29 protein-coding genes are annotated in these 20695 nt (G+C 55.0%); all 29 read left to right on the top strand.

The genetic code is table 11. From position 1 onward, the window contains the following. The first annotated feature begins 6 nt into the window (after positions 1-6). Positions 7-408 (top strand): putative holin, encoded by a 402-nt coding sequence (locus ACJTMZ_RS03715; protein ID WP_001514183.1) that lies wholly within the window; start codon positions 7-9, stop codon positions 406-408. Beyond that, positions 405-680, top strand: a complete 276-nt coding sequence (locus ACJTMZ_RS03710) for a phage holin family protein (protein WP_001514184.1) — start codon at positions 405-407, stop codon at positions 678-680. The genes ACJTMZ_RS03715 and ACJTMZ_RS03710 overlap by 4 nt, the downstream gene beginning before the upstream one ends. A 2-nt stretch (positions 681-682) precedes the next feature. Continuing rightward, positions 683-1225 (top strand): glycoside hydrolase family 108 protein, encoded by a 543-nt coding sequence (locus tag ACJTMZ_RS03705; protein WP_049108603.1) that lies wholly within the window; start codon positions 683-685, stop codon positions 1223-1225. Then, positions 1222-1500, top strand: coding sequence for a hypothetical protein (locus ACJTMZ_RS03700; RefSeq protein ID WP_408626851.1), 279 nt, complete (start codon positions 1222-1224; stop codon positions 1498-1500). The genes ACJTMZ_RS03705 and ACJTMZ_RS03700 overlap by 4 nt, the downstream gene beginning before the upstream one ends. Continuing rightward, positions 1451-1630 carry a hypothetical protein gene (locus ACJTMZ_RS03695; RefSeq protein ID WP_058687747.1) on the top strand — a complete coding sequence of 60 codons (180 nt, stop codon included), beginning with the start codon at positions 1451-1453 and terminating at the stop codon, positions 1628-1630. Before ACJTMZ_RS03700 ends, ACJTMZ_RS03695 begins: the two co-directional genes overlap by 50 nt. Then, positions 1600-1728: a hypothetical protein gene (locus tag ACJTMZ_RS03690; RefSeq protein WP_408626877.1), complete on the top strand. Its 129-nt coding sequence runs from the start codon at positions 1600-1602 to the stop codon at positions 1726-1728. The genes ACJTMZ_RS03695 and ACJTMZ_RS03690 overlap by 31 nt, the downstream gene beginning before the upstream one ends. Positions 1729-1834: 106 nt before the next feature. Further along, on the top strand, positions 1835-2110 hold the full coding sequence (locus tag ACJTMZ_RS03685; protein ID WP_032647545.1) for a hypothetical protein: 276 nt from the start codon (positions 1835-1837) through the stop codon (positions 2108-2110). 150 nt (positions 2111-2260) lie between these two features. Further along, complete coding sequence (locus tag ACJTMZ_RS03680) at positions 2261-2479, top strand: hypothetical protein (RefSeq protein ID WP_408626850.1); 219 nt, start codon at positions 2261-2263, stop codon at positions 2477-2479. A gap of 165 nt (positions 2480-2644) precedes the next feature. After that, positions 2645-3163: a hypothetical protein gene (locus tag ACJTMZ_RS03675; RefSeq protein ID WP_408626849.1), complete on the top strand. Its 519-nt coding sequence runs from the start codon at positions 2645-2647 to the stop codon at positions 3161-3163. Further along, complete coding sequence (locus tag ACJTMZ_RS03670; protein ID WP_408626848.1) at positions 3163-4635, top strand: terminase; 1473 nt, start codon at positions 3163-3165, stop codon at positions 4633-4635. The genes ACJTMZ_RS03675 and ACJTMZ_RS03670 overlap by 1 nt, the downstream gene beginning before the upstream one ends. A gap of 11 nt (positions 4636-4646) precedes the next feature. Continuing rightward, positions 4647-6098 carry a DUF1073 domain-containing protein gene (locus ACJTMZ_RS03665; RefSeq protein ID WP_408626847.1) on the top strand — a complete coding sequence of 484 codons (1452 nt, stop codon included), beginning with the start codon at positions 4647-4649 and terminating at the stop codon, positions 6096-6098. Beyond that, entirely contained in the window at positions 6052-7032 is a 981-nt protein-coding gene (locus ACJTMZ_RS03660) for a phage minor head protein (RefSeq protein ID WP_408626875.1), read from the top strand. Before ACJTMZ_RS03665 ends, ACJTMZ_RS03660 begins: the two co-directional genes overlap by 47 nt. 31 nt (positions 7033-7063) lie before the next feature. Next, positions 7064-7258: a hypothetical protein gene (locus ACJTMZ_RS03655; protein ID WP_044704353.1), complete on the top strand. Its 195-nt coding sequence runs from the start codon at positions 7064-7066 to the stop codon at positions 7256-7258. Between the two features lie 93 nt (positions 7259-7351). Then, positions 7352-8749: a DUF2213 domain-containing protein gene (locus tag ACJTMZ_RS03650; protein WP_408626846.1), complete on the top strand. Its 1398-nt coding sequence runs from the start codon at positions 7352-7354 to the stop codon at positions 8747-8749. Between the two features lie 3 nt (positions 8750-8752). Then, positions 8753-9187 carry a hypothetical protein gene (locus ACJTMZ_RS03645; protein ID WP_325953827.1) on the top strand — a complete coding sequence of 145 codons (435 nt, stop codon included), beginning with the start codon at positions 8753-8755 and terminating at the stop codon, positions 9185-9187. Between the two features lie 10 nt (positions 9188-9197). Further along, the gene (locus tag ACJTMZ_RS03640; protein WP_408626845.1) at positions 9198-10295 is read left to right on the top strand and encodes a major capsid protein; all 1098 of its coding nucleotides are present in this window, start codon (positions 9198-9200) and stop codon (positions 10293-10295) included. Between the two features lie 9 nt (positions 10296-10304). Further along, on the top strand, positions 10305-10670 hold the full coding sequence (locus ACJTMZ_RS03635) for a hypothetical protein (protein ID WP_408626844.1): 366 nt from the start codon (positions 10305-10307) through the stop codon (positions 10668-10670). A gap of 2 nt (positions 10671-10672) precedes the next feature. Further along, on the top strand, positions 10673-11053 hold the full coding sequence (locus ACJTMZ_RS03630; RefSeq protein WP_408626843.1) for a hypothetical protein: 381 nt from the start codon (positions 10673-10675) through the stop codon (positions 11051-11053). After that, positions 11053-11226, top strand: coding sequence for a hypothetical protein (locus ACJTMZ_RS03625; protein ID WP_408626842.1), 174 nt, complete (start codon positions 11053-11055; stop codon positions 11224-11226). Before ACJTMZ_RS03630 ends, ACJTMZ_RS03625 begins: the two co-directional genes overlap by 1 nt. Next, positions 11226-11576, top strand: coding sequence for a hypothetical protein (locus tag ACJTMZ_RS03620; protein WP_063930866.1), 351 nt, complete (start codon positions 11226-11228; stop codon positions 11574-11576). Before ACJTMZ_RS03625 ends, ACJTMZ_RS03620 begins: the two co-directional genes overlap by 1 nt. A gap of 2 nt (positions 11577-11578) precedes the next feature. After that, a complete protein-coding gene (locus ACJTMZ_RS03615) occupies positions 11579-12043 on the top strand; it encodes a hypothetical protein (protein WP_063155784.1) in 465 nt (154 codons plus the stop codon). Further along, complete coding sequence (locus ACJTMZ_RS03610; protein WP_032608745.1) at positions 12040-12423, top strand: hypothetical protein; 384 nt, start codon at positions 12040-12042, stop codon at positions 12421-12423. The genes ACJTMZ_RS03615 and ACJTMZ_RS03610 overlap by 4 nt, the downstream gene beginning before the upstream one ends. A 63-nt stretch (positions 12424-12486) precedes the next feature. Next, complete coding sequence (locus ACJTMZ_RS03605) at positions 12487-13230, top strand: phage tail tube protein (RefSeq protein ID WP_039273340.1); 744 nt, start codon at positions 12487-12489, stop codon at positions 13228-13230. Positions 13231-13287: 57 nt separating this feature from the next. Further along, on the top strand, positions 13288-13959 hold the full coding sequence (locus tag ACJTMZ_RS03600; RefSeq protein WP_047746696.1) for a DUF6246 family protein: 672 nt from the start codon (positions 13288-13290) through the stop codon (positions 13957-13959). A 12-nt stretch (positions 13960-13971) separates the two neighbouring features. After that, complete coding sequence (locus tag ACJTMZ_RS03595) at positions 13972-16875, top strand: tail protein (tape measure) (RefSeq protein ID WP_408626841.1); 2904 nt, start codon at positions 13972-13974, stop codon at positions 16873-16875. Next, complete coding sequence (locus ACJTMZ_RS03590) at positions 16875-17372, top strand: hypothetical protein (protein ID WP_408626840.1); 498 nt, start codon at positions 16875-16877, stop codon at positions 17370-17372. Before ACJTMZ_RS03595 ends, ACJTMZ_RS03590 begins: the two co-directional genes overlap by 1 nt. After that, on the top strand, positions 17372-17842 hold the full coding sequence (locus ACJTMZ_RS03585; RefSeq protein WP_408626839.1) for a hypothetical protein: 471 nt from the start codon (positions 17372-17374) through the stop codon (positions 17840-17842). Before ACJTMZ_RS03590 ends, ACJTMZ_RS03585 begins: the two co-directional genes overlap by 1 nt. Continuing rightward, positions 17805-18221, top strand: coding sequence for an NlpC/P60 family protein (locus tag ACJTMZ_RS03580; protein WP_408626838.1), 417 nt, complete (start codon positions 17805-17807; stop codon positions 18219-18221). The genes ACJTMZ_RS03585 and ACJTMZ_RS03580 overlap by 38 nt, the downstream gene beginning before the upstream one ends. Further along, positions 18208-20685 carry a host specificity factor TipJ family phage tail protein gene (locus tag ACJTMZ_RS03575; protein ID WP_408626837.1) on the top strand — a complete coding sequence of 826 codons (2478 nt, stop codon included), beginning with the start codon at positions 18208-18210 and terminating at the stop codon, positions 20683-20685. Before ACJTMZ_RS03580 ends, ACJTMZ_RS03575 begins: the two co-directional genes overlap by 14 nt. The last annotated feature ends 10 nt before the right edge of the window (positions 20686-20695 follow it).

Genomic DNA, 20695 nt, shown 5'->3' with positions numbered 1-20695 from the left:
ATAAATATGTCTGAGACCTTCACTATCGTAGGCGTTGGTCTTACATCGTCATCAGTCGGTGTAACCTTTGCCACGCTGTTTCCGGAGGCGACTCCAGCAGTGATGCTTGGATCACTCGCCGGAACGGCGCTATACGTTCTGACCTCAGATCCCCATCAACTCTGGAAGCAGGCTATCTTTGCGCTGATATCGTTTATCAGTGGCGTGTTCTTCTCCGTGCCCATGGCGAAAATCATGGCCGGAATCATCAACACGCCGTTAAGCCTGATGAAGCCACCGGCCAGCATTGAAGTATCACCAGCTGTCGGTGCAATTGTCACTGCTTCCATTTCCGTGGCAGTCCTGCTGCGCATTCTCCGCAAATCCAAAAGCGGGAAGATGCCGGGGCTGGGGGAGGAAGATAAATGACATGGCAGCTTCTTCTGATGGATGCAAACGCCATAGTTTGCCTGTTAATCATGGTCAGGCTGATGTTTTTCCGGAAAGAGGGGAAGCGTCATCGCCTGAGTGTCGCGGTACTGGCCTACCTGGTCATCCTTGCCGCCGGATTCAATGCCTTCAACATTCTGCTCGGCCACTACGTTCAGGTTAATCTCGGCGATCTGCTGCTTAACTCCGTCATCTGCATGGCGGTGTGGCTGGCACGCGGGAACCTGGCGAAGGTCGTCATTACGGAATAGCCATGACCAAAGACGATATCTTTAACACCATCCTCGGCAAAGAGGGCGGTTATGTTGATCACCCTAACGATAAGGGCGGCCCAACGAACTGGGGAATTACTCAGGCAACCGCCCGAGCGCATGGTTATACCGGTGATATGCGAAACCTTACACGTGAGCAGGCTCTGGCGATCCTTGAGTCTGATTACTGGTATGGCCCGCGCTTTGACCAGGTGGCAGAAGTATCCCCTGCCATTGCCGCCGAACTATGCGATACCGGTGTGAACATGGGGCCATCGGTGCAGGTTAAATGGTTCCAGCGCTGGCTGAACGTTTTCAATAACCAGCAGCAGTTCTATCCGGATCTGATCGCCGACGGGCAAATCGGCCCACGTAGCATCAGCGCGCTGAAGTCCTTCCTGGCGAAACGAGGCGGCGAAGGGGAAATCGTATTGCTTCGCGCACTGAACTGTAGCCAGGGCCAGCGTTATCTTGAGCTGGCAGAACAGCGGCCGGCTAACGAGTCATTCGTTTATGGCTGGATGCGCGAGCGGGTGAGCCTATGACGACACTCAAATCTGTTCTCGCGGCAATCGGGTTTGCGATCCTGATGGTGCTTGGTGCGTTTGGTCTGGGGCGTTTTCGCGGACGTGAACAGGCTGAAGCAAAAGCAGACCAGCAGCGAACCGAAGAAAATGCCGCAGCCACTGAAGCAGTAGCCGAACGCCGTGTAGAAGCAACGAAAGAGGCCAGCAATGTACAGCAGAATGTTAACCGCATGCCTGATGACGATGTTGATCGCGAGCTGCGTGACACGTGGAAGCGTCCCGGTGGTGGTTGATACAGCCTGTGACTGGGTAAAGCCAATCTACCTGACTGATCACGACATTGATGTTCTTGACCGCCAGACGAAGCGCGACATCCTGGCACATAACAAATCGTGGCAGGCGAACTGCCAGAAAACAAAATAATCGGGGAAAAAGTGATGAAAACCAACCAGTGCAGTGAAGGTTTCGACAACCCATCCAAGTTCCGTGATGAATGGGATAAGCAGACCCAGGAGAAATAGAGCCTCATCCCTGAGGTTCTGACACAGTCTCTCCTCTGGACTTTAACCGTAGCAAATTCTCATAGCTTCGCATTAACGCGAGGTATCAGTTAAACAGGAGTAATACATGGCTAAGTTTTACCCGCGCATCTCCGCTTTCCTTTCAGGGTGCTGGGCGTTTATCGCGTCCCTTTCGCTAAACAGCGACATCATCAGTCGCGCGGCGTTCTCACTGCGCCGGGTGGTGGATCGAGTCATTTCCGCATTCGCTGTGAAAACCGCTCCTGAAAAGGCTGATTGGCGAATCGTAGAGCGAATGTGTAGCGAAAGTGTTCGAGAGAAGATTAACGTCTTTGGCCGACACCCTCGCAACACCGGCGCGCTGTGCAGTCCACTGCTGTAGGCATTACAGAAGCTCTTCACTGAGGGGCTTCGATAATGATCTGTGTAACCCCGCAAGGATGGTGATCACATCTTGCTGACGGGTAAGCCGTAAGTGGCTAAGCACTTCTGAGAAGCAGGGCAACAGCTGCGACAAGGCAAAGAGGTAATCATGTCAGATATCTACCAAGTCACGCTAACCACCCAAACAGGCGAAACCTTCACGGGCAAGATGTCACGACGTCAGCCTGAGTTGGTTAATGGATTTGTGCCGCTGGCGACCGAGACTGGCGAGTGGCTGTATTTCGCTCCTGCCGATGTGAAGCGCGTTCAGTTCACGCCAGTGCCAGCAGAGGAAGACACCAATGGCCACGAGCAGACTGTCAGTTGAAATCAAAAGCAAGTGGTGGCTTCGCGTTTATATCAGGACGCTGACATTGTTCTGCGTGATGATGCGGTGCGAGCCTGATTACCAAAAGGTGGGTAACTTCATCGTTAAGCATGGCATTAGCCAGAAGTTGAAGTATGAGCCTGTAAAGAGATAACGGAGTAACGAATGAGCAAACCGGACTGGGAGGCCATCGAGACGGCGTACCGGGCCGGGTCGTTGTCCATCCGCGCAATAGCCGATAAAAACGGCGTTAGTGATACAGCTATCCGTAAGCGAGCAACACAGAACGGATGGCAGCGAGACCTCACAGAGCAGGTACAGAAAGCTACAAGGCAGAAGCTTGTTCGCAGAGAGGTTCGCAATGATGGTTCGCGCGAACAGATGCGAACTGATGAAGAGATTGTCAATGAAGCTGCTGATGAAGCGGCGGCTGTAGTGCTTGAGCATCGCGTTGACTTGGCGCGCTGGCGTCGTATCGCCGGTAAGCTCGGTGACTTCCTTGATGATGTAGAGTTTACCGAAGAGAACCACGCTTCACTGTCCCGTTCATTGGTGGCAGGTGTTGATGCACAAATCAAGGTCATCAAAGCTGAACGCGAAGCCTATAACATTGATAACGGTGACAAGAACAACGATACGGACAGTATCTCTGACCTGATGGATTCACTGTCTCAGGGGGCGTAATGAAACCTGAGCACATCAAGCTGCTGTCCAATAAAGACTGGCGGCTTAACAATCTTTACTGGATCACCGACAAAGAGGGAAAGCCAACGCGGTTCAGGATGACACCTGAGCAGCGGGAGTACTTTGAGGGGATCCACACCCGCAACATCATCCTTAAGGCTCGTCAGCTCGGATTTACCACTGAGGTGTGCATCATCCAGCTCGACGCGGCTCTGTTCGAGTCGGCGAAGTGCGCTCTTATTGCCCACACGCTGAATGACGCAAAGCGCCTGTTCCGTGAAAAGGTGAAGTACGCATACGACAAGCTTCCAGCAGAGATAAAGGCGGCCAACCCGGCGAGCAATGATTCGTCTGGTGAGCTGGTGTTTAAGAAGGGCGGATCGCTATACGTCAGCACGTCATTTCGTGGCGGTACGCTGCGTTACCTGCACGTTTCCGAGTTCGGGAAGATATGCGCCAAGTATCCTGACAACGCCCGTGAGATCGTCACTGGTGCGTTTGAGGCGGTATCGACTGGATGCTTCGCTACCATCGAGAGCACAGCCGAGGGCCGGGCGGGTTACTTCTTCGATTACTGCCAGACGGCAGAGAAAGCGCTGCTCCAGGGTAAGCCACTTTCAGCGCTGGACTGGAAGTTTTTCTTCTTCTCCTGGTGGAAGAATCCGCAGTACGCAATCGACCCGGTCGAAGCGCTGCCGGTGCGCCTGCTGGAATACTTCTCTGAGATGGAAGCGAAGCACGGCGTAATCGTCAACGAACGCCAGAAAGCCTGGTACTACGCCAAAGAGAAAACGCTCGGCGATGACATGAAGCGCGAATACCCGACCATTCCGGCCGAGGCGTTCCAGCAGTCTGTCGAGGGTGCGTACTACGCCAAGCAGTTCCGCTGGCTCTATACCAACAAGCGGATCGGGCAAATCCCGGATAACTCACACCTGCCAGTTCATACATTCTGGGATATCGGTGTGGGCGACTCCACGGCTATATGGTTCGTTCGTGAGGTTGGGAACGAGTTCCACATAATCGACTACTACGAAAACTCCGGCGAGGGGCTGAGGCACTACATGAAGGTGCTGAAAGACCGCGGCTATGAATACGGAGAACACTGGGGTCCTCACGACATCGAAAACCGCGAGTTCGGCGCTGATGCCAAATCGCGTAAAGAACTTGCGCAGGAAGGCTATGAAATCGACGGGCAGGTTTACTCGATGACGTTCAATGTTGTTCCGAAAACGGGTGTCGATACCGGCATTGAGTCGGTGCGTGAAATTCTCCCATCCTGCTTCTTCGATGAGGAGAAATGTGCCGAGGGCATATCTCACCTCGAAGGCTACCGCAAGGAGTGGGACGACAAGCGCGGGTGCTGGAAAGACAAACCGCTTCATGACTTCACATCACACGGTGCTGACGGCTTCCGTTACTTTGCGGTAGCGAAGAACAACCACAAGCAGGTCGGCGCAGTATTCTTCTAAGGAGCTCATCAGTGAGTGAACAACAAGGCGAGGTTTCATTCCTCGTTAATGCCCTTGCTGATGCTATCGGGCGGCAGCGCATGCTGTACGCGGGCCAGCCGGGAAACACCAAGCGCACGAAGTTGTGGGATGAGTTCGGCTATCCAAACAGTCTCGAGTTCGACCGCTACTACCGGGCATACGAGCGCAACGCGGTGGCGTTTGCCGCCGTTCATAAGCTTCTTGATTCGTGCTGGGTTGATAACCCGACGATCATCGACGGCGACGACGGTAAGGAGTCAACTGAGACAACGGACTGGGAGAAGTCAGCCACTAAGCTGCTGAAGAAACACTGGCCGAAAATTAAGGATGCGGATCGCCGCAATCTCGTTGGCCGATACTCGGCATTGCTCATTCAGTTTCGGGACGGAAGAGAGTGGAGTGAGCCGGTAGATAGGTCAGTTGTGGCGCGACTGAAAGACAGGGCCATTGTTAAGCTGATCCCCGCGTGGGAATCGCAGATCAAGCCAGGCAACTTCGATACCGACACGCTTTCAGAAACGTACGGCCAGCCAGTTTCGTACAACTTCAACGAGCAGCCAGTTGGTGATGATGGCACGTATGGCCCGGTGCGCGGCGTTACCGTACACCCCGAGCGAATCATCATTCTCTGCGAAGGCTCTGAAGACGAGAACATGCTCTCTGGGGTGCCATTCCTGCGCGCGGGCTACAACAAACTGCTCGACCTCGAAAAGGTATCGGGTGGTAGTGCCGAAGGGTTCCTGAAGAATGCCAGTCGCCAGCTCGGGATTGCGTTCGACAAAGAAACCAACATTGCGAACCTGACAAAGGCGGCCACAGATGCGGGATATAAAGACCTTGGCGAAGCGCTAAATGACAAAGTCGCCAAGATGAACCGTGGCACTGATGCTGCCCTGGTAATGCAGGCCGGTACGCCTTCGGTGCTTTCCGTAGCAGCAGCCGATCCATCTCCTACATGGACGGTGGCCGCCAACGAGTTTGCATCTTCGATTCAATGCCCGTTCACCATACTGTTTGGTCAGCAGACGGGGCGCCTTGCCTCCGATGAGGACAAAACAGACTGGGCGAAGCGCTGTAACGGCCGCCGCTGGGGATTCCAGTCGACGATTGTAGAGAGCGTGCTTGAGCGTTTCTGGACGGTTGGCGTCATTGACCCGCCATCATCCGGAGAGGTCACGCTGGCATGGTCTGATCTGCTCGCACCGAGCGAAAAAGAGAAGATTGCCAACATGCAGGCAATGGCTGCCGTGGCGAAAGATACCCAGCAGGCATACGGCACACCGGCGGTGGATGAAAACGAAATCCGCGCAGTTGGTGAACTGGAGCCTCGCAAGGTCGTTCAGCCACCTAACCCTGATAAAAAGCAAACCGATAAGGATCCGCTGACAGATGATGATGACAGCGCAAACCAGAATCGGGACGCCAATCGTACCGCGCAATAAAGTTGACCCGACGCAATCATCGCGGCAGGTCAGTCGGATGTTCAACGATATCGAAGATCGGTATCTAAACATCAAGCGCAGGCTTAAGGCTCTGTTTGAGTTGCGGCTGACCGGACAGCAGCGTGAGGCGAACGCACAGCAGTCCTGGATGATGTGCAACAACGAGGGTGCAGAACCTTCGCTGTATCAGGTCAATGCCGGTAAGTTCGTCTATGACATGACAGCTGCTGAATTGGCCGATCTGCTCCAGGTGGTGCAGTCGATTCTGGATGATGAGCTTCTTGAAGGCGGCAGCCAGAACCTATGGGCGATGGACTACGTCATTGCGGAATATGACCGCGGCACGCTAAACGCCTTCACCAACCTGTCGGTGCAGTCGCAGGTCTACGCCAGCCAGACGACGCTACAGCAACTTTTAAGCAGTCCCGGTCACCTTAATCAGGTGGCGGCGGCCAGGCTGACAACGTTCAGTGACTGGAAGGTCATCAGCGACACCGCCCGTGGCGATTTGGCCAACATCATTACCGATGCGGTGGCGCGCGGCGTGAATCCTCGCGAGACGGCCAGCGTCATCAGCAAGCGCCTCGATGTCAGCATGTCGAAAGCGAAAAACATCGCTCAGACCGAGCAGGTCGGCGCGCTGCGGCAGACACAATGGAACGAAACCGACTGGGCCGCTGACCGGCTTGGGCTAAATACTGGCCTGCTGTGGCTTTCAGCACTCAAGCCAACGACGCGCACCTGGCACGCCAGCCGACACGGTAAGGTCTACACCACCGAAGAGGTGCGGGACTTCTACGCCGAGAACGGCAACCGTTACAACTGCTATTGCAGCCAGATTCCGGTGCTGCTCAACGACGACGGCAGCATATTCAACGAAGGGCTGGCGGATAAGCTAAAAAAAGAGAGGATAAGCTGGAAAGAAGGGGCATAATTACAGTTCATTCAGAGCGATAGAGGTAGTCATGCTTAATAAGTATTTTGTAGCTTATCAAATCTTGAAAAATGGACAGGTCTACCTTACAGGATCGACAGTTGTAGCCGATCCTGAAGGTTTGGAGCCGGATGTTTTCTTTATGAATACAGCAAAAGAAATAGCCAAACAAAGAATGGTAATGCCTGACGCAGTAATCATTACCGCATTCAATCGGGTAAATTAACTACAAGTAAGTTTCAGTGCAGCCTAAACCATTAGTGACCCAGCCATAGCGCTGGGTTTTTTATTGCCTGAAATCCACCAACGAGGACCCAGCATGAAACGCAACCGCGTTAACGTGCTGACCGTCGTCAACTCCGCTTCAAACATCACCACTGAAACCATCGACGGCAAGCCACATATCGTGGTTCGCGGCATCACGCCTGTCGTGGACGATATTGTGATGAACCGGAAGTTGTACCCGGCAGCAGAAATCGAAAAGGCCTACAACACGCTTGAGCGTAACCCGATGCCGCTGGGCCACCCTAAAGTGGACGGCAAGCATGTGTCGGCGCGAGATGTCCGGGCGGTGAACGAGTACCACGTCGGCGCCTGGCTACAGAACGTCAGCCACAAAGACGGGAAGGTGATGGGCGACATGTACGTTAACCGCCAGTACGCCGAGTCGAGCGACAAGGGCAAGCGTCTGATCAACCGCCTGGATGAGATGCTGGCTGGCACCAACTCCGACCCGATCCACATCTCAACCGGTCTTCTGTATTCCGGAATCGCCGCCAACGGCGAATCGAAGGGCAAGAAGTACAACGAGATCGCCACAAACATGATGTTTGACCATGTGGCGGTTCTGCTTGATGAGCCAGGTGCCGGAACGCCGGAGGAGGGCGTTGGCATCTTCGTTAACTCTGAAGGCAATGAGCAGCAGATCGAAGTTGCCCGCCTGGCTGATGGTATCGACTGCACTCGCGACGGTCTGATTAACAAAACCAAATTTTTCTTCACCAACGCCTCCAACTTTTCCTTCGACGACATCCAGCGCGCAATCAGTGAAAAGCTGCGAGATGGTCGATCTGATGACAACTGGCTTTGGCCAGAGTCGGTATGGCCTGACACCTTCGTATACCGGGATGATTCCCGTTATTTCAAACAGAAGTACATCATCGACGATGACGGCAAGGCCCAATTCGTCGGCGAACCTGTAGAAGTCGTGCGCAAACAACCTGAGTACGAGATTAAAACCAACGGAGAGAACGATCCGATGAAAGAACTGATTATCAATGCGCTACAAGCCGCTGGTAAGCCGACTGAAGGCAAGTCCGATGCCGAGCTGATGGACGCATACAACCAGATGGCCGCCGAAAAGGCAGCTAAAACAGAAACGCCTGAAGAAAAGGCCGCCCGCGAGAAGAAAGAAGCGGATGACAAGAAGGCTAAAGAGCAAACCACCAACAGCGAAGACATGCCGGCCTGGGCAAAACTCCTCACTGAGCAAGTTACTGCCATTAACAGCCAGCTCAATGCCAACTCTGACAAAGAGAAGGGCGAAAAGCGCGCGGCTGTGAAGCTAGCGATGAACATGAGCGATGAAGAAGTCGCAGATCTGGACGGTAAGGCGCTCGACGCCATGTATGCCAAGTGCCAGACATCTTTTGGTCTGAACGGTGCATTCCGCCATCAGGCTACTAACACCCAATCAGTCAGCGAAATGCCGGAGTAAAAAATGGCTAAAGACGGAAAGCATATTATCCACGCCGGCGGCGTGTTCCCTAATCCGCTACTTAACCGTGAAGGCGGGGCAGCAGCATCGACTCTGCCTGGTACTGTTGGGTTCTTCAGTACTGCTGACAAGTTCACGGCCTCTGTGTCCGGGGCAGAATCCGCCATCAAGTATGTGGCAAACAAAGACTACCTGCGCTGCCTGAGTGTTGATGACGCAATCCCAGCCAATGAATTGGTTGTTGGTATTCATCCGCTACCTGGCATGTTCCTAAACGTGCGAGCAGCAGCGGGCACCTACACCAAAGGCCAGCCGGTTGCAGTAGCCAACGGTCAGATAACTGCGGTTGCAGACGATGCCGCTGTATTCGCTTATGTCGAAGAAGATAAAGCAGTCACTGCGGTGGCGGGCGATCTGATTCGCGTTGTGTTCAAATAAGGAGCACTGAATGTTTGTATTCTCCAAGTCTATCGGCGAGAAGACCGGTAACCTCGCGGTGAACCAGGCGCAATGGCGCGCCCTCGAACTTGAGCGAAACGCCAGTTCTCAGGCAGCAGCTGATTTTCTGGCGCGCACTCAGTTCCGTGGTGATGCAGAAAACGCACCTTATCTCGACGCGGTGAACGCTGTCGACGATATCCGCCGCCTGTACCGCGCTTTCGACACAACGGTACTTCAGCAGTTTGAGCCGAATACAGAGTTCACCCTGCTGAACGATCTGATGCCGCTTTCCCGCTCAGTTCGCATCGAACAATCCCGTTACGATTACGCGCGTACCGGCGGTCGCGGCTGGGCTCATACATCCATGTCCGGACAGGTCGGTGCGGCACTCGATGCCCGCAGCTATTCCTTCGATGGAACTATGGTGCCTATCCACGACTCGGGCTTTAAGTTCGAATGGCGTGATCCAATCTTCAACAGCCCACAGGCATTGCAGTCGCAGTCCGATGCTCAGCGTGGCTCCGTTGAAGACGTTCAGCGTCGTTACGTTGACTACATTTTCAACGGCTTCCGCGATAAGGCTGGCAACTTCGCAGTATTCGACGGCCTGACCTGGAAAGGGCTGCGTGACGATGAGCGTGTAGCGCAGATCGACCTTGGCGCTTCCGGCCTTAACATCGACTTCACCTCTGGTACCGCAACGTCTCAGGCTATCCGCGCCGGGGCAATCGCGCTGCGTGATCAGATGCGTCGCGTAAACAACCAGTATGCAGAGCAAACCTGGTACGTATCCGGCGAAATCATCTCCAACCTGGAGCGCTATTTCTCCGACAACTTCCAGTCCGGCACGATCATGGATGAAATCCTGAAGCTGACCGGTGTTGCGGCGATTAAAGAAGACAGCCAGCTGTCAGGTAACGAAATCGTCATCGTGCCACTGGGCGCTGGCGTTATCGCTCCGATCGTCGGCCAGGCTATCGGTACCGTTGCATCTCCCCGCCCGGAGTACAACAGCGACTACATCTGGCGCACCTGGGGTGCAATGGGGCTGATGGTCAAGCAGGACATCAACAACAAATACTCCGTCATTCACGCATCAAGCTAAGGATAAATCATGGCACTGGTAGAAATCGTGGCAAGTAACCTGCACGCCGGTGCCAACCTCCGCAAACTGGAGGTTGGTTCGGTGGTGGATGTTGACGACGCAACTGCTGAGCGTTGGATCAGCGCTGGCAAGGCGAAGGGAACCGACAAGAAGAAAGGCGAGAAGCTTTCCTTTGAAGTGGCAACTCCGTCCGCGCAGGCGGCAGACCTTTCTGGCCTGCAAAAGCAACTCGCCGACGCGCTGGAGCAGAACCAAAAGCTAATCGCCGATGGTGAAGCAAAAGACAAGGCTCACGCCGACGCGCTGGCAGCAGAAACAAAACGTGCTGATGAGGCCGAAGCAGCACTGGCAGAAGCTATCAAGAAGGCGAAATAACCATGGCTGACCCAATCAAAGCGGCAGACGTGCAGGCGTTCCTCGGTGAATTGGGTTACTCCATCCCGGGCGCGCTGCTGGAGCCGATTCTCTGCGTGGTGAACAAGATTATCCCGTGCCTCGATGGCGCGGAGTATGACGAGTGCACCGCGAAGCTGATCCTGATGTACGCCGCCGCGCTTATGGCTACGTCGTCCGGCGCGCGCCGTATCAAATCGCAGGGTGCGCCGTCCGGCGCGTCCCGATCGTTTGAATATGGCGATGACAGCATTACCTGGTTGCGCGACTCGCTGGCCCGGCTTGATACCAGTGGTTGCACCGGTGAGTTGCCAATCAGCGCGGGTAACAGTGTCGGTTTCTTTGATGTGGTCGGTGGCTGCTGATGACGTACAAATCAGTTAAGCACGGTCTACCGCGCTCGTTCACCCGCGTCTGGGTAATGACCGACACCGGGCGTGAGACTACCGGCTACGTCAAATCAGATGGCGAGTGGCACATCAACTGCCCGCACATCCGGGCGACTGGCGCGAAGGTGCTGAGGTGGAAGGAGGGTTGATGTCGGCAACAGCAAACTGGAGCTACACCGCCACGGCGACCATCTGGCGAAAGCTGGAAGGTAATGACGAATACGGCGATCCGCTGGGCTATGCCGAGCCTGAGCAAATACTCTGTGATTACGAGGGCGGGCTCAGCAAGAAGTTAGCCAGCCTGGGCGCTGAGATTGTCGTGAAGAACACCGTCTGGACGGAGTTCGCGCTGGCGGCTGCGGGTGATTACCTGCTGATTGGCGTATCGACAGAAGCTGACCCGGTTGTCGCCGGTGCCGACGAGGTGAGGCAGGTTATACGATACGCAGACACGTTTGAGCGCCTGGCGGATGATTACGCCATCCTGACGGGGGTGTAGCCATGGGCATAAAAGTTAAGGGCATCAGCCAGGCGAAGAAGCACCTGAATGATGTCATCAACGACGTTAAGGGCCGTAAGGTAATTCGCGCGTTGCAGTCGGCGATGATGCTTATCGGCACTCGGGCGGCATATTACACCCCGATCGACACCTCAACGCTGATTAACAGTCAGTTTCGGGAAATCGATGCTGGCGGCGTGCTCATCACCGGAAGAGTCGGTTACTCGGCCAACTATGCCGCGTACGTGCATGAAGCGTCAGGCAAACTGAAAGGCCAGCCGCGCGCGCACTTCGGTATAACCAGCAACCGATCTGAGTTCGGTCCGCAGAAACCGAAAGAGTTCGGCGGCGGCACCGGAAAGGGCAACTACTGGGATCCGCATGGTGAGCCGCAATTCCTGACCAAAGGCGCGAATGACGAGCGCGATAACGTTGATGCGGTGATGCGCAAGGAGCTTTCGCTATGACACCCATGATGCACGAGCGGGTGCGCAACATGTTCGGCGACGCCGGGCTAACTACCGGTTTCACGGTGCAGCAGCTGATGTACGACGACCCGGGAGACCTGTCGAAGGCGATCATGGTGTTCAGGCCTAACGGCGGGTCGAATATTCGGACTGATCTCGGCTCTGAGTATCACGTCCTGGTCGACGTCGTAGGCGCAAAAGATAAGCGCAAAGACGCACTCAATGCCGTGCAGCGCATCGTCGATTACGTCCAGGCCAACCCCATGGCTGACGAGTGCGTCGGCTACATCCAGAACATGGGCGCAATCCCCGCGCCGGTGCTCACAGAAGAAGGGCGAATAGTCTTCCGACTCCAGTTCGCCTGCACTTACGGCGAATAGCCATCCCCAACCAAATAACCCGCTTCGGCGGGCTTTCTTTTATACGTCAAAGAGGAGTTTCACATGGCTAATTGCCAGAACTCGAACGAGCGCCTGTTCGGCGGTGCGGTCGTGCTGGAAGTCGCCGATGGCTGCCCGGACGTCAAGCCACTTGAATCTGAGTGGATGGCGCTGGCCGCTGGTACGTCGAAGGGCTTCGACTTCAACCCGAACTCGGTTACCTCTGATGCGGATGACGGCGGCGGCTATGTCGAGACCATCATCACCAACAGTGACTTCACGCTAAGCTTTGAAGGCGAGGTACGTAAGAAGGACAAGCTGGATCAGTACGGCGTCGGCAAATTCATCAAGTATTTCGCTGATGAACTGAAGGCCAAGCGCCAGCCTGGGATCTGGGTGCGCATGGACTACGGCCCGGTCGAATTCGTCGGCTACATGAACATCACGGCGCTGAGCTCTGACGGCGGCACCAATGACATCGTCACGTTCTCCACCGAGTTCAAAGTCGGCGATGCAACCACCATCGAAGTGAACGAACTGACTGCTGTAGCAGTGACTGGCGTAACGGTAACTCCGGCTACCAGCACCGGCACGGCAGGCGGCACCAGTACTTTCACGGTGAACATCGCACCAACCGGCGCAACCAACAAAGACTTCACTGTAGCGACTACCGATGCGACCAAAGCAACGGCCACCGCCTCCGGCAACACCGTTACCGTGACGCGTGTCGCCACCGGCAGCGCGCAGATCATCATCAATACCGAAGACGGCAACTTTGTGGCCGTGCATACGGTTACCGTTACCTAACGGACATTCCAAAGGGCGGCGTGCTGCCCTTGATAATGACCGTTTACTGGAAGGCCTATGACCGCTTTAACCGATATTGGCGAACTATCAATCAGCGACAGCCGCGAAGGCGGGAGAGATTACCTGCTGAGGCCTTCATTCGAGGCCATGACGAGGATCGGCACGCCGGAAGAGATTGTGCAGGCGTACGCCACCATACACGGCAATGACGTTGCACATCTCATTGAGGTGTGCGCTGGCACGCTGGGGCGCTTTCCTGAATGGCTGTCTCCTTCTTTCAACCGCGCCGCTGAGAAACTTTTATCAACGTGCATGCTGGTGCTGCAATCCTGCTGCGATGACGACTTGACGCCAATGATAGGCGAGTGGAAAGGGTGGCGGCACTGCGTCGTATACCGACCGGGAAGATTACCAAAGAACGACATCATCGTGCTGGCGCAGCACCTCATGCAGCACGGCATTGTCGGAAAAGCCAAGGTTCGCCAGTTGCAGCGCCATGAAACAGGAGAGCGCACTACAGAGTTTAAAGCATTCGATTACATCAGCGCGGCGCGCAGCCACTTCGGCATGAACCGCGCCGAAGCCTCTCAGTTAACGATGACCGAATTTCAAATGCTTCTGGCGGCGAAATACCCGGACCAGAAGGGATTCACTCGCGATGAATACGACAGCATCGCCGACGAATACCTGGCTAAACAGGCCGCGCGCAGGGCAAAAGCAAAGCAATAACCGGAGAATAACATGGCAGGTGAGAAGAACGCCGGTAGCATCGTTTATGAAATCAGCGCCGACGTTGAGCCGCTGTTACAAGGCGGCAAACAGGCCATTGATGCTCTGGATAAACTGGATGCTGCGGCCCAGCAATCTGGAAAGGGGATGGATAACCTCGACCAGAGTACGTCTCAAACTGGATCCGCGTTTACTGAACTGGCTGGTTATGCCAATTCCATGGATAACCAACTCCGCAAGCTGAATACCAACGTGAGCGGAATTGCCCGCGCAATGGAAGAGGCCCGCAGCGGTACCGGCGGTGCGAGCAGCGAATTCAGCCGTGCAGAATCCATCATCGAGGCGCTTGGCAACCAGCTGGCGGTGCTTGACGAGGCGCAAGAGAATGGCGCGCGCAGTGCCGCAGTCCTGGCTGCACAGTTGCGTGCAGGGTCGAAAGCCACCGACGAAGAAAAGCAGAAGATCGGCGAGCTTACTGGTCGCCTGTATGACATGAAGACTGGCGTTGAAAATGGCGCAAAGGGAACTGGCAACTGGAAAACCAGTATGCAACAGGCCGGTTACCAGGTTCAGGACTTCATCGTACAGGTCCAGGGCGGACAGTCTGCTCTGGTGGCGTTCGCCCAGCAGGGCTCGCAACTCGCTGGCGCGTTTGGTCCGGGCGGCGCGGTTGTTGGCGCAGTGATCGCGTTGAGTTCTGTCATCGCTGGCGTGCTGATTACATCGCTTAATGGTGGAAAGAACGCCATGGACGCGCTGAAAGATGCAGCCGAAGCGATGGATAAGGTGATCACCATTTCCCAAAATGGCGTGGCCGCTCTGTCTGATAAGTACGCGAACCTGGCAAGAACAAACGCCGAGGCAGCAACCATCCTGAGAAATCAGGCAATGATTGAGTACAACGCTGCCATAGCGAAGATCCCTAAATCCATCAACGATGCTTCCAGTTCTATCGTTGGATTCACCGACAAGTTGAAGACTTCTTTCGTTGGTGGTATTGCCTCCATCGATGAATTCAACAAAAACCTTTCTACAGTCGGGGCAACAGCTGGCACATACTCGGCAGCCATGGAGCAAGCAAGGAACGCCGGGGCAAGGTTTACCGTTAACGCCAACGCGATCCAGAACACAGTAACCACGCTTGCGGATAAATTTGGCGTGTCTGAGCAGCGCGCATTCGAGCTAAGCAAGCAACTCTCTGATGTGGCGAACAATCCAACGCCTGAAGCACTACAAAGGCTCGTCCTTGAACTTCAGAGCACAGCGAGTTCGACAAAGTCAGGTGCTGATGCAATAAGGACGTTCCTTGGCCCGCTGACGGAACTCGTTCGAGTAGCTGGCGAGGCCCAGATCAATCTCTCCGGAATGAAAAAAGAGGTCGACAATCTTACCTCAGGGCAGAAGAACCTTATAAAGCAGTCAGAACGCAATCTGGCACTGTCTAAGCTCCAGGGCGAGGCCCGCGCGCGGTTGCAGGCGCAATACGCTGCCGAAGATGCAGGATTTGCTAAGGATGATCCACACTCCAAGCAGATGCAGGACGATGCTGCTGCCACGTTCAAAAACACGCAGGCGCAGAAAACACTTCAGTCAGAGCAAAAGAAAGGCGCCTCCCAAGCTGATTCTATTGCTCAAAAACTTGCTAACCTCAAACAGCAGTCAGAGCTCGCTGCCGACTCAACCAATAATCTGAGTCGCGAGCAGGCGATCCTGAATGCGCAGCAGTCTCTTGGAAAAGGAGCCACTAAAGAACAGATCGCGCTGGCTGGGCAGTACGCGGCGGCAAAATGGGATACGGTCAACGCACTCAAAGCACAAGCCGCAGCCGAGAAACTCCTGCCAGAAGCGCGCGAAAACGCAAGCTATAAGCAGGATGTTCAGGATCTGAATACCGCTCTGGCTGCTAAGAAAATCAGTCAGGAGCAGTTCAATCAGACATCTGAGAGACTGGAGGCAACACACCAGGCAAACCTCGCAAAAATCCGCGCGCAGCAGGCGGTGACGCCACAGCAAGAGGCAGTTGCACAGGTTGATCCAGTGCAGCAATTAGCTAATCAGCACGCACAGCAACTGGCCCTTATCCAACAGTTCGAGCAGCAGGGATTATTAGCTCACCAGAATGCATTAGCCCTTAAAAATGCTGCCGATACGCAGTATGAGCAGCAAAGAACCGCTGCACAATGGGAGCTTCTTAGCCAGCAGAGCCTGGGGTACAGCATGCTGACAAGTGCAGTAGATGCGTTTTCAGGTAATGCATCCAATGCGTTAACCGGCCTGATCACCGGAACGATGTCAGCGCAGGATGCTATGCGTTCGCTCGGGAATACGATGCTGAACAGCGTGGTAAATGCGCTAGTCCAGGTTGGGGTTGAGGCCCTCAAAAACTTCATTATAGGGCAGACATTGGGCGCAGCGGCTACTGCTGCTGGAGCATCTCAGGCTGCAATCTTGGCTACAGCTTGGGCTCCTGCCGCCGCCATGGCGAGCCTCGCTTCATTTGGGGCCAACTCAGTTCCTGCCATGACAGGAATTGCTTCAACGGTAGGCCTGGCACAGGGCCTTGCTTTAACCGGTATGCGTTACAATGGCGGCCCGGTGAATGCAGGAGGTCTTTATCAGGTCGGTGAGCGAGGGAAACCTGAGATTTACCAGGCCAGTACCGGTAAGCAGTACATGATACCAGGCGACAACGGCAAGGTGATCAGCAATAAGGATATGCAGGGTGGGGGAGGCATCAACGTTGTCTTAAATGTTCAGAACTATAACGGTTCATCAATAGATGCGCAGGCCAGTTCTGACGGCAATGGCGGCGTGACTGTGGATTTAATCGTCGCTGACCTGAACAACGGCGGGCCAATTAGTAATGCCATAACCAGCAACATGAACGTTAAACGCACGCCAAGAGGTCAGGGCTGATGCCAATTATCGACTATCCCGACTGGCTGCCGTTGGCGCAGAAGGCCAGCAAAAATATGACACTCGATACCGGGTTCCAGACCGATCAGCCAGCGGTCGGCCCGGCTATCTTTGAGAACCAAACCGACGACCTGAAAGTGACCTGGTCGCTGACGTGGATCTTCACCCTGGCGCAGGAGCGCGCATTCCAGCAGTGGCTACGCAGTCCGAACTATCTCAACCGGGGACTGAACTGGTTTCGGATGAATATCAATCTGGGCGGTAGTGGACTGCAACTCCAGGAACTTCACTTCACGCAGATGCCGGTGCAAACCAGTATCGACGGCGGGGTGGTGACCTGGAAGGGAACCGTTATTGCTAACCACCTGTACAACGCCGACGACGAGTTTGACGACGTAATTGTTGAGCTGCCTCCACCGTGGGATTCGTGGCTGGATATCGTGGTTACTGGTTATCCGGACGGACGCGATCCGGAATCACTACCGAGGGTGCCGTAATGCCAAGCTTCAGGGAGTATAAGCAGCAGCGGCCGACGCGCGGACTGTACGACACCATTACGTTCTACCATCCATCATTTGGTTACGTCCGCCTGGTCGATAAGCAGTTCTTCCCGAAAACGCTTGGCGGACAGACATATACGCCAGCGCGATTTGAAATCGAAGAGAGCCAGCAGAGCGGTACTCCGGTGATCGACGCGACGGTGAAGTTAGGGCGGCTGTCGTCGGACATCAAAGCTCTGATGAAGCAGTGGAAGGGGGCTGCCCGGCTAACGTCCATCACAGCCACTAGGCAGATCTTCGACAGCGGCGACGTGTCTGTGCCGATTAAGTCCTGGCAGCTTTACGTCAAGACGGTGGACATCGATGCCGACGCAGCATCGGTAACTCTGTCTGTCACCAACCCGCTGAACAACAACATCGGAAGGCTCTATGACCCAACGGAATACACTGGCCTTCAGTACCTCTGATTTTATCAGCAGGATGATCGGCGTGCCGTGGGCTAACCGGGCCTGTTCGTTCGAAAAGGTGGATTGCTGGGGGCTGGTGGTGCTGTATTACCGGCACGTTCTCGGTATAGAGCTGCACCAGACGCCGGACTACGAAGCCGGGGCCGACTTCTTCACCTGCTATGAGGGTGACGTCGTTTTCTGGCGCCAAGTCGATAAACCGATCGAAGGCGGGATATTCGTCGGGTACCGAGGCGCGCAACCGGCACACGTTGGGCTGGTGCTTAACAGGCAGGCGCTACATTCGCGCGGCGAGAACGGAAGCGTACGCATGGACTCGTTGCTGGTCATTCAGCGGGCATTCACCAAAGTGGAGTTTTTCGAATATGGCGCTGGTTGAGATATCGAATTTTCCAGGAACGCCTAAGTTGCGTTGCAGGGTGCCAAACGGCACCCTTTTTTATGACTGGCTGGCGGCCAATGACGCTACTTTCCACCGCGACCTGCTAATTGTCCGCAACGGCGTAAAGCTGGGCGACGAGGATGAGCTGGCGTTTGAGTTGAGCGAACTGGACCACATCCAGATATTCGACCAGCCAAAGGGCATTGTCGATGACATCCTGAGCCCGATCTTTAAAGTGGTTGGTCAGGTATTTTCTTTCCTGGCGCCGAAGCCAGCTATTGCAAACAACGGCGGTAATACCGTCGACTCGCCCAACAATAGCCTGACCGGTCAGACAAACACGGCGCGCGTATATAAGGCCAAACCGGACATTTACGGGCAGATTCGTTCGCTCCCGGATCTGATTCAGGAGTCGGTATTCGAATACGTACACCAGACTTCCACAGACGGCGGCCTGAAGTACGTTACAGAGTGGATGTGCATCGGGATCGGCAAATACGATTACGAGTCCGTGCGCTACTCAGAATCAAGCCTCGGTTCACTGGCCGGTGCCGAATTCCAGTTCTTCCAGCCTGGCGAAGTTATCCCGCAGATCGTTGAGGGGTACGGATTCGATGACGTTGACGGTCAGGAAGTTCCTGGGCAGAACGAAGCCAGCGACTTCCCGATCGAAACAGCAACGGCAAACACGGTTGTCAGCGGAACGTATTCCGGCGGCCAGATAGCGATGAAAATCGTTAAGCAGGCTGAGTTCGACTATTTCATGGGGCTGGTTCTGCCGCACGCGGTTACCTTCACCATCAACGTGACGTACAGCACCGCCTCCGGCAACGTTACTACCGATGCAACATTCTCCGGCACGCTGATCTCCGCCGTTGAAACAAACGACGGCGCTGTGGTGAATCCGGTGCGCTGGTACACGTTTACGATGAACCAACTTGATGGACCTCAGGACATACCTGCTAATGCGACCATCAACACAACAAAGTTCATCCTCAACGATAACGAGGCGCTGGTGGTAGGCCCGTTCTTCTCGCCGGTAGAGTCGACGCAGCTGTGGCTGCATACCCAGTCCAGCCTGGGCGGCAAAAAGGAAACGAACTGGAAAGTGGTTATCTGGAAAATTGACGATGACTACAACCAGGTTCCCGGCACACAGCAGACCTTCACGTACAGGCAGACGACGCCGCACCAGTCGACCAGCGAAGTGTTCTACCGTACTGACAAAATCGCGCCGACCGGCGGCTTCGGGAAGTACGCGGTCAGCTTCCAGCGCACGGATAACTCCGGCGACGCATCACTGCTAAAGGTCGAAGAGATCCACAGCATCAACATCCGTACGAATGTCGTTCACCCGACCGACACGCTGGTTCGTGTAAAAGTCAGGGCGACAGAGAACGCCCTGGGCAGCCGTGAGAGGAAATATAACGCGCTGGTGACGCGCCATACCATTACGTACAACCTCGACACGCAGGAGGTGGATTACACTCTGCGGCCGTCGCGCTCGTTCGCTGATGCGGTGGCGCATACTTGGTTGATTATGGGTGAGCAACCGGTAAGCAGCATCGACCTGTACGGTCTGTACTCTATTGCTGAAAGCCTGCCTGATGAGCGCCTGGGTTACTTCGACTACACGTTTGATGACGAGAACGACTCGCTGGGCGACCGTGTGCAGGCGATCTGCAATGCGGCGTCTGTTGTGGCGTACTGGGACGACGGCGTGCTGACATTCACCCGAGATCAGAAAGTTGATTACCCGGCGGCCGTATTCAACCGGGCCAACATGAAGACGGACGATTACAAAATGACGTACGAGGCCACACTTCCTGGCGGCTACGACGGCGTACAGGTGTCCTACGTCCACCCGACCACGAACAATAAGACGTACATCAACTACCGCGTGCTGAACGGCGCCATCGTCGAGCAGGAAGCGGAAAACCCGAATAAGTTGGAGATAGTCGGCTTCCGTAACGAGTATCAGGCCCGGGAGCGCGCATTACGCGAAACCAAACGCCTGATCTACTCGCGCGTGAAGATGAACGCCAAAGTGTTTGAGGACGGCATTATCCAGGTCGGTAGCGTCATTCAGATGCCAGACATCTACGACAGCAACCAGCAGGGTGGTTACGTCACCGGCCGCTCCGGGAATAACTTCGATACCAGCGAGCCGATCACGTTTGCCGGCTCGATGTATGTGCTGGTGACAGACAGCCTGGGTAACCCGACGCTGCGCTATCCGGCTACGGCCCGCAGCGATACAAAGTACGGGTTCACCGCGGCTATTCCTAACATTCAGCTCAACATATGGAACGGTGACACTGTGCAGCTACCGTCGCGCTATCTCATAGCGACAGTCGAAGAGCTGGATAGTCAGCTATGGACTGTGAACAGCATCAAACCAAACACTGATAACACGGTATCTCTGACAGTCGCAGAATACAGCGACGCCATCTACCAATAAGAACCGTCCC

This window comes from Enterobacter sp. DN, from assembly GCF_046054285.1.
In the GTDB taxonomy this organism is placed as follows: Bacteria; Pseudomonadota; Gammaproteobacteria; order Enterobacterales; family Enterobacteriaceae; genus Enterobacter; species Enterobacter hormaechei_C.
Note: the sequence above shows the minus strand (reverse complement) of the source record. Positions and strands in the feature narration are given on the sequence as shown.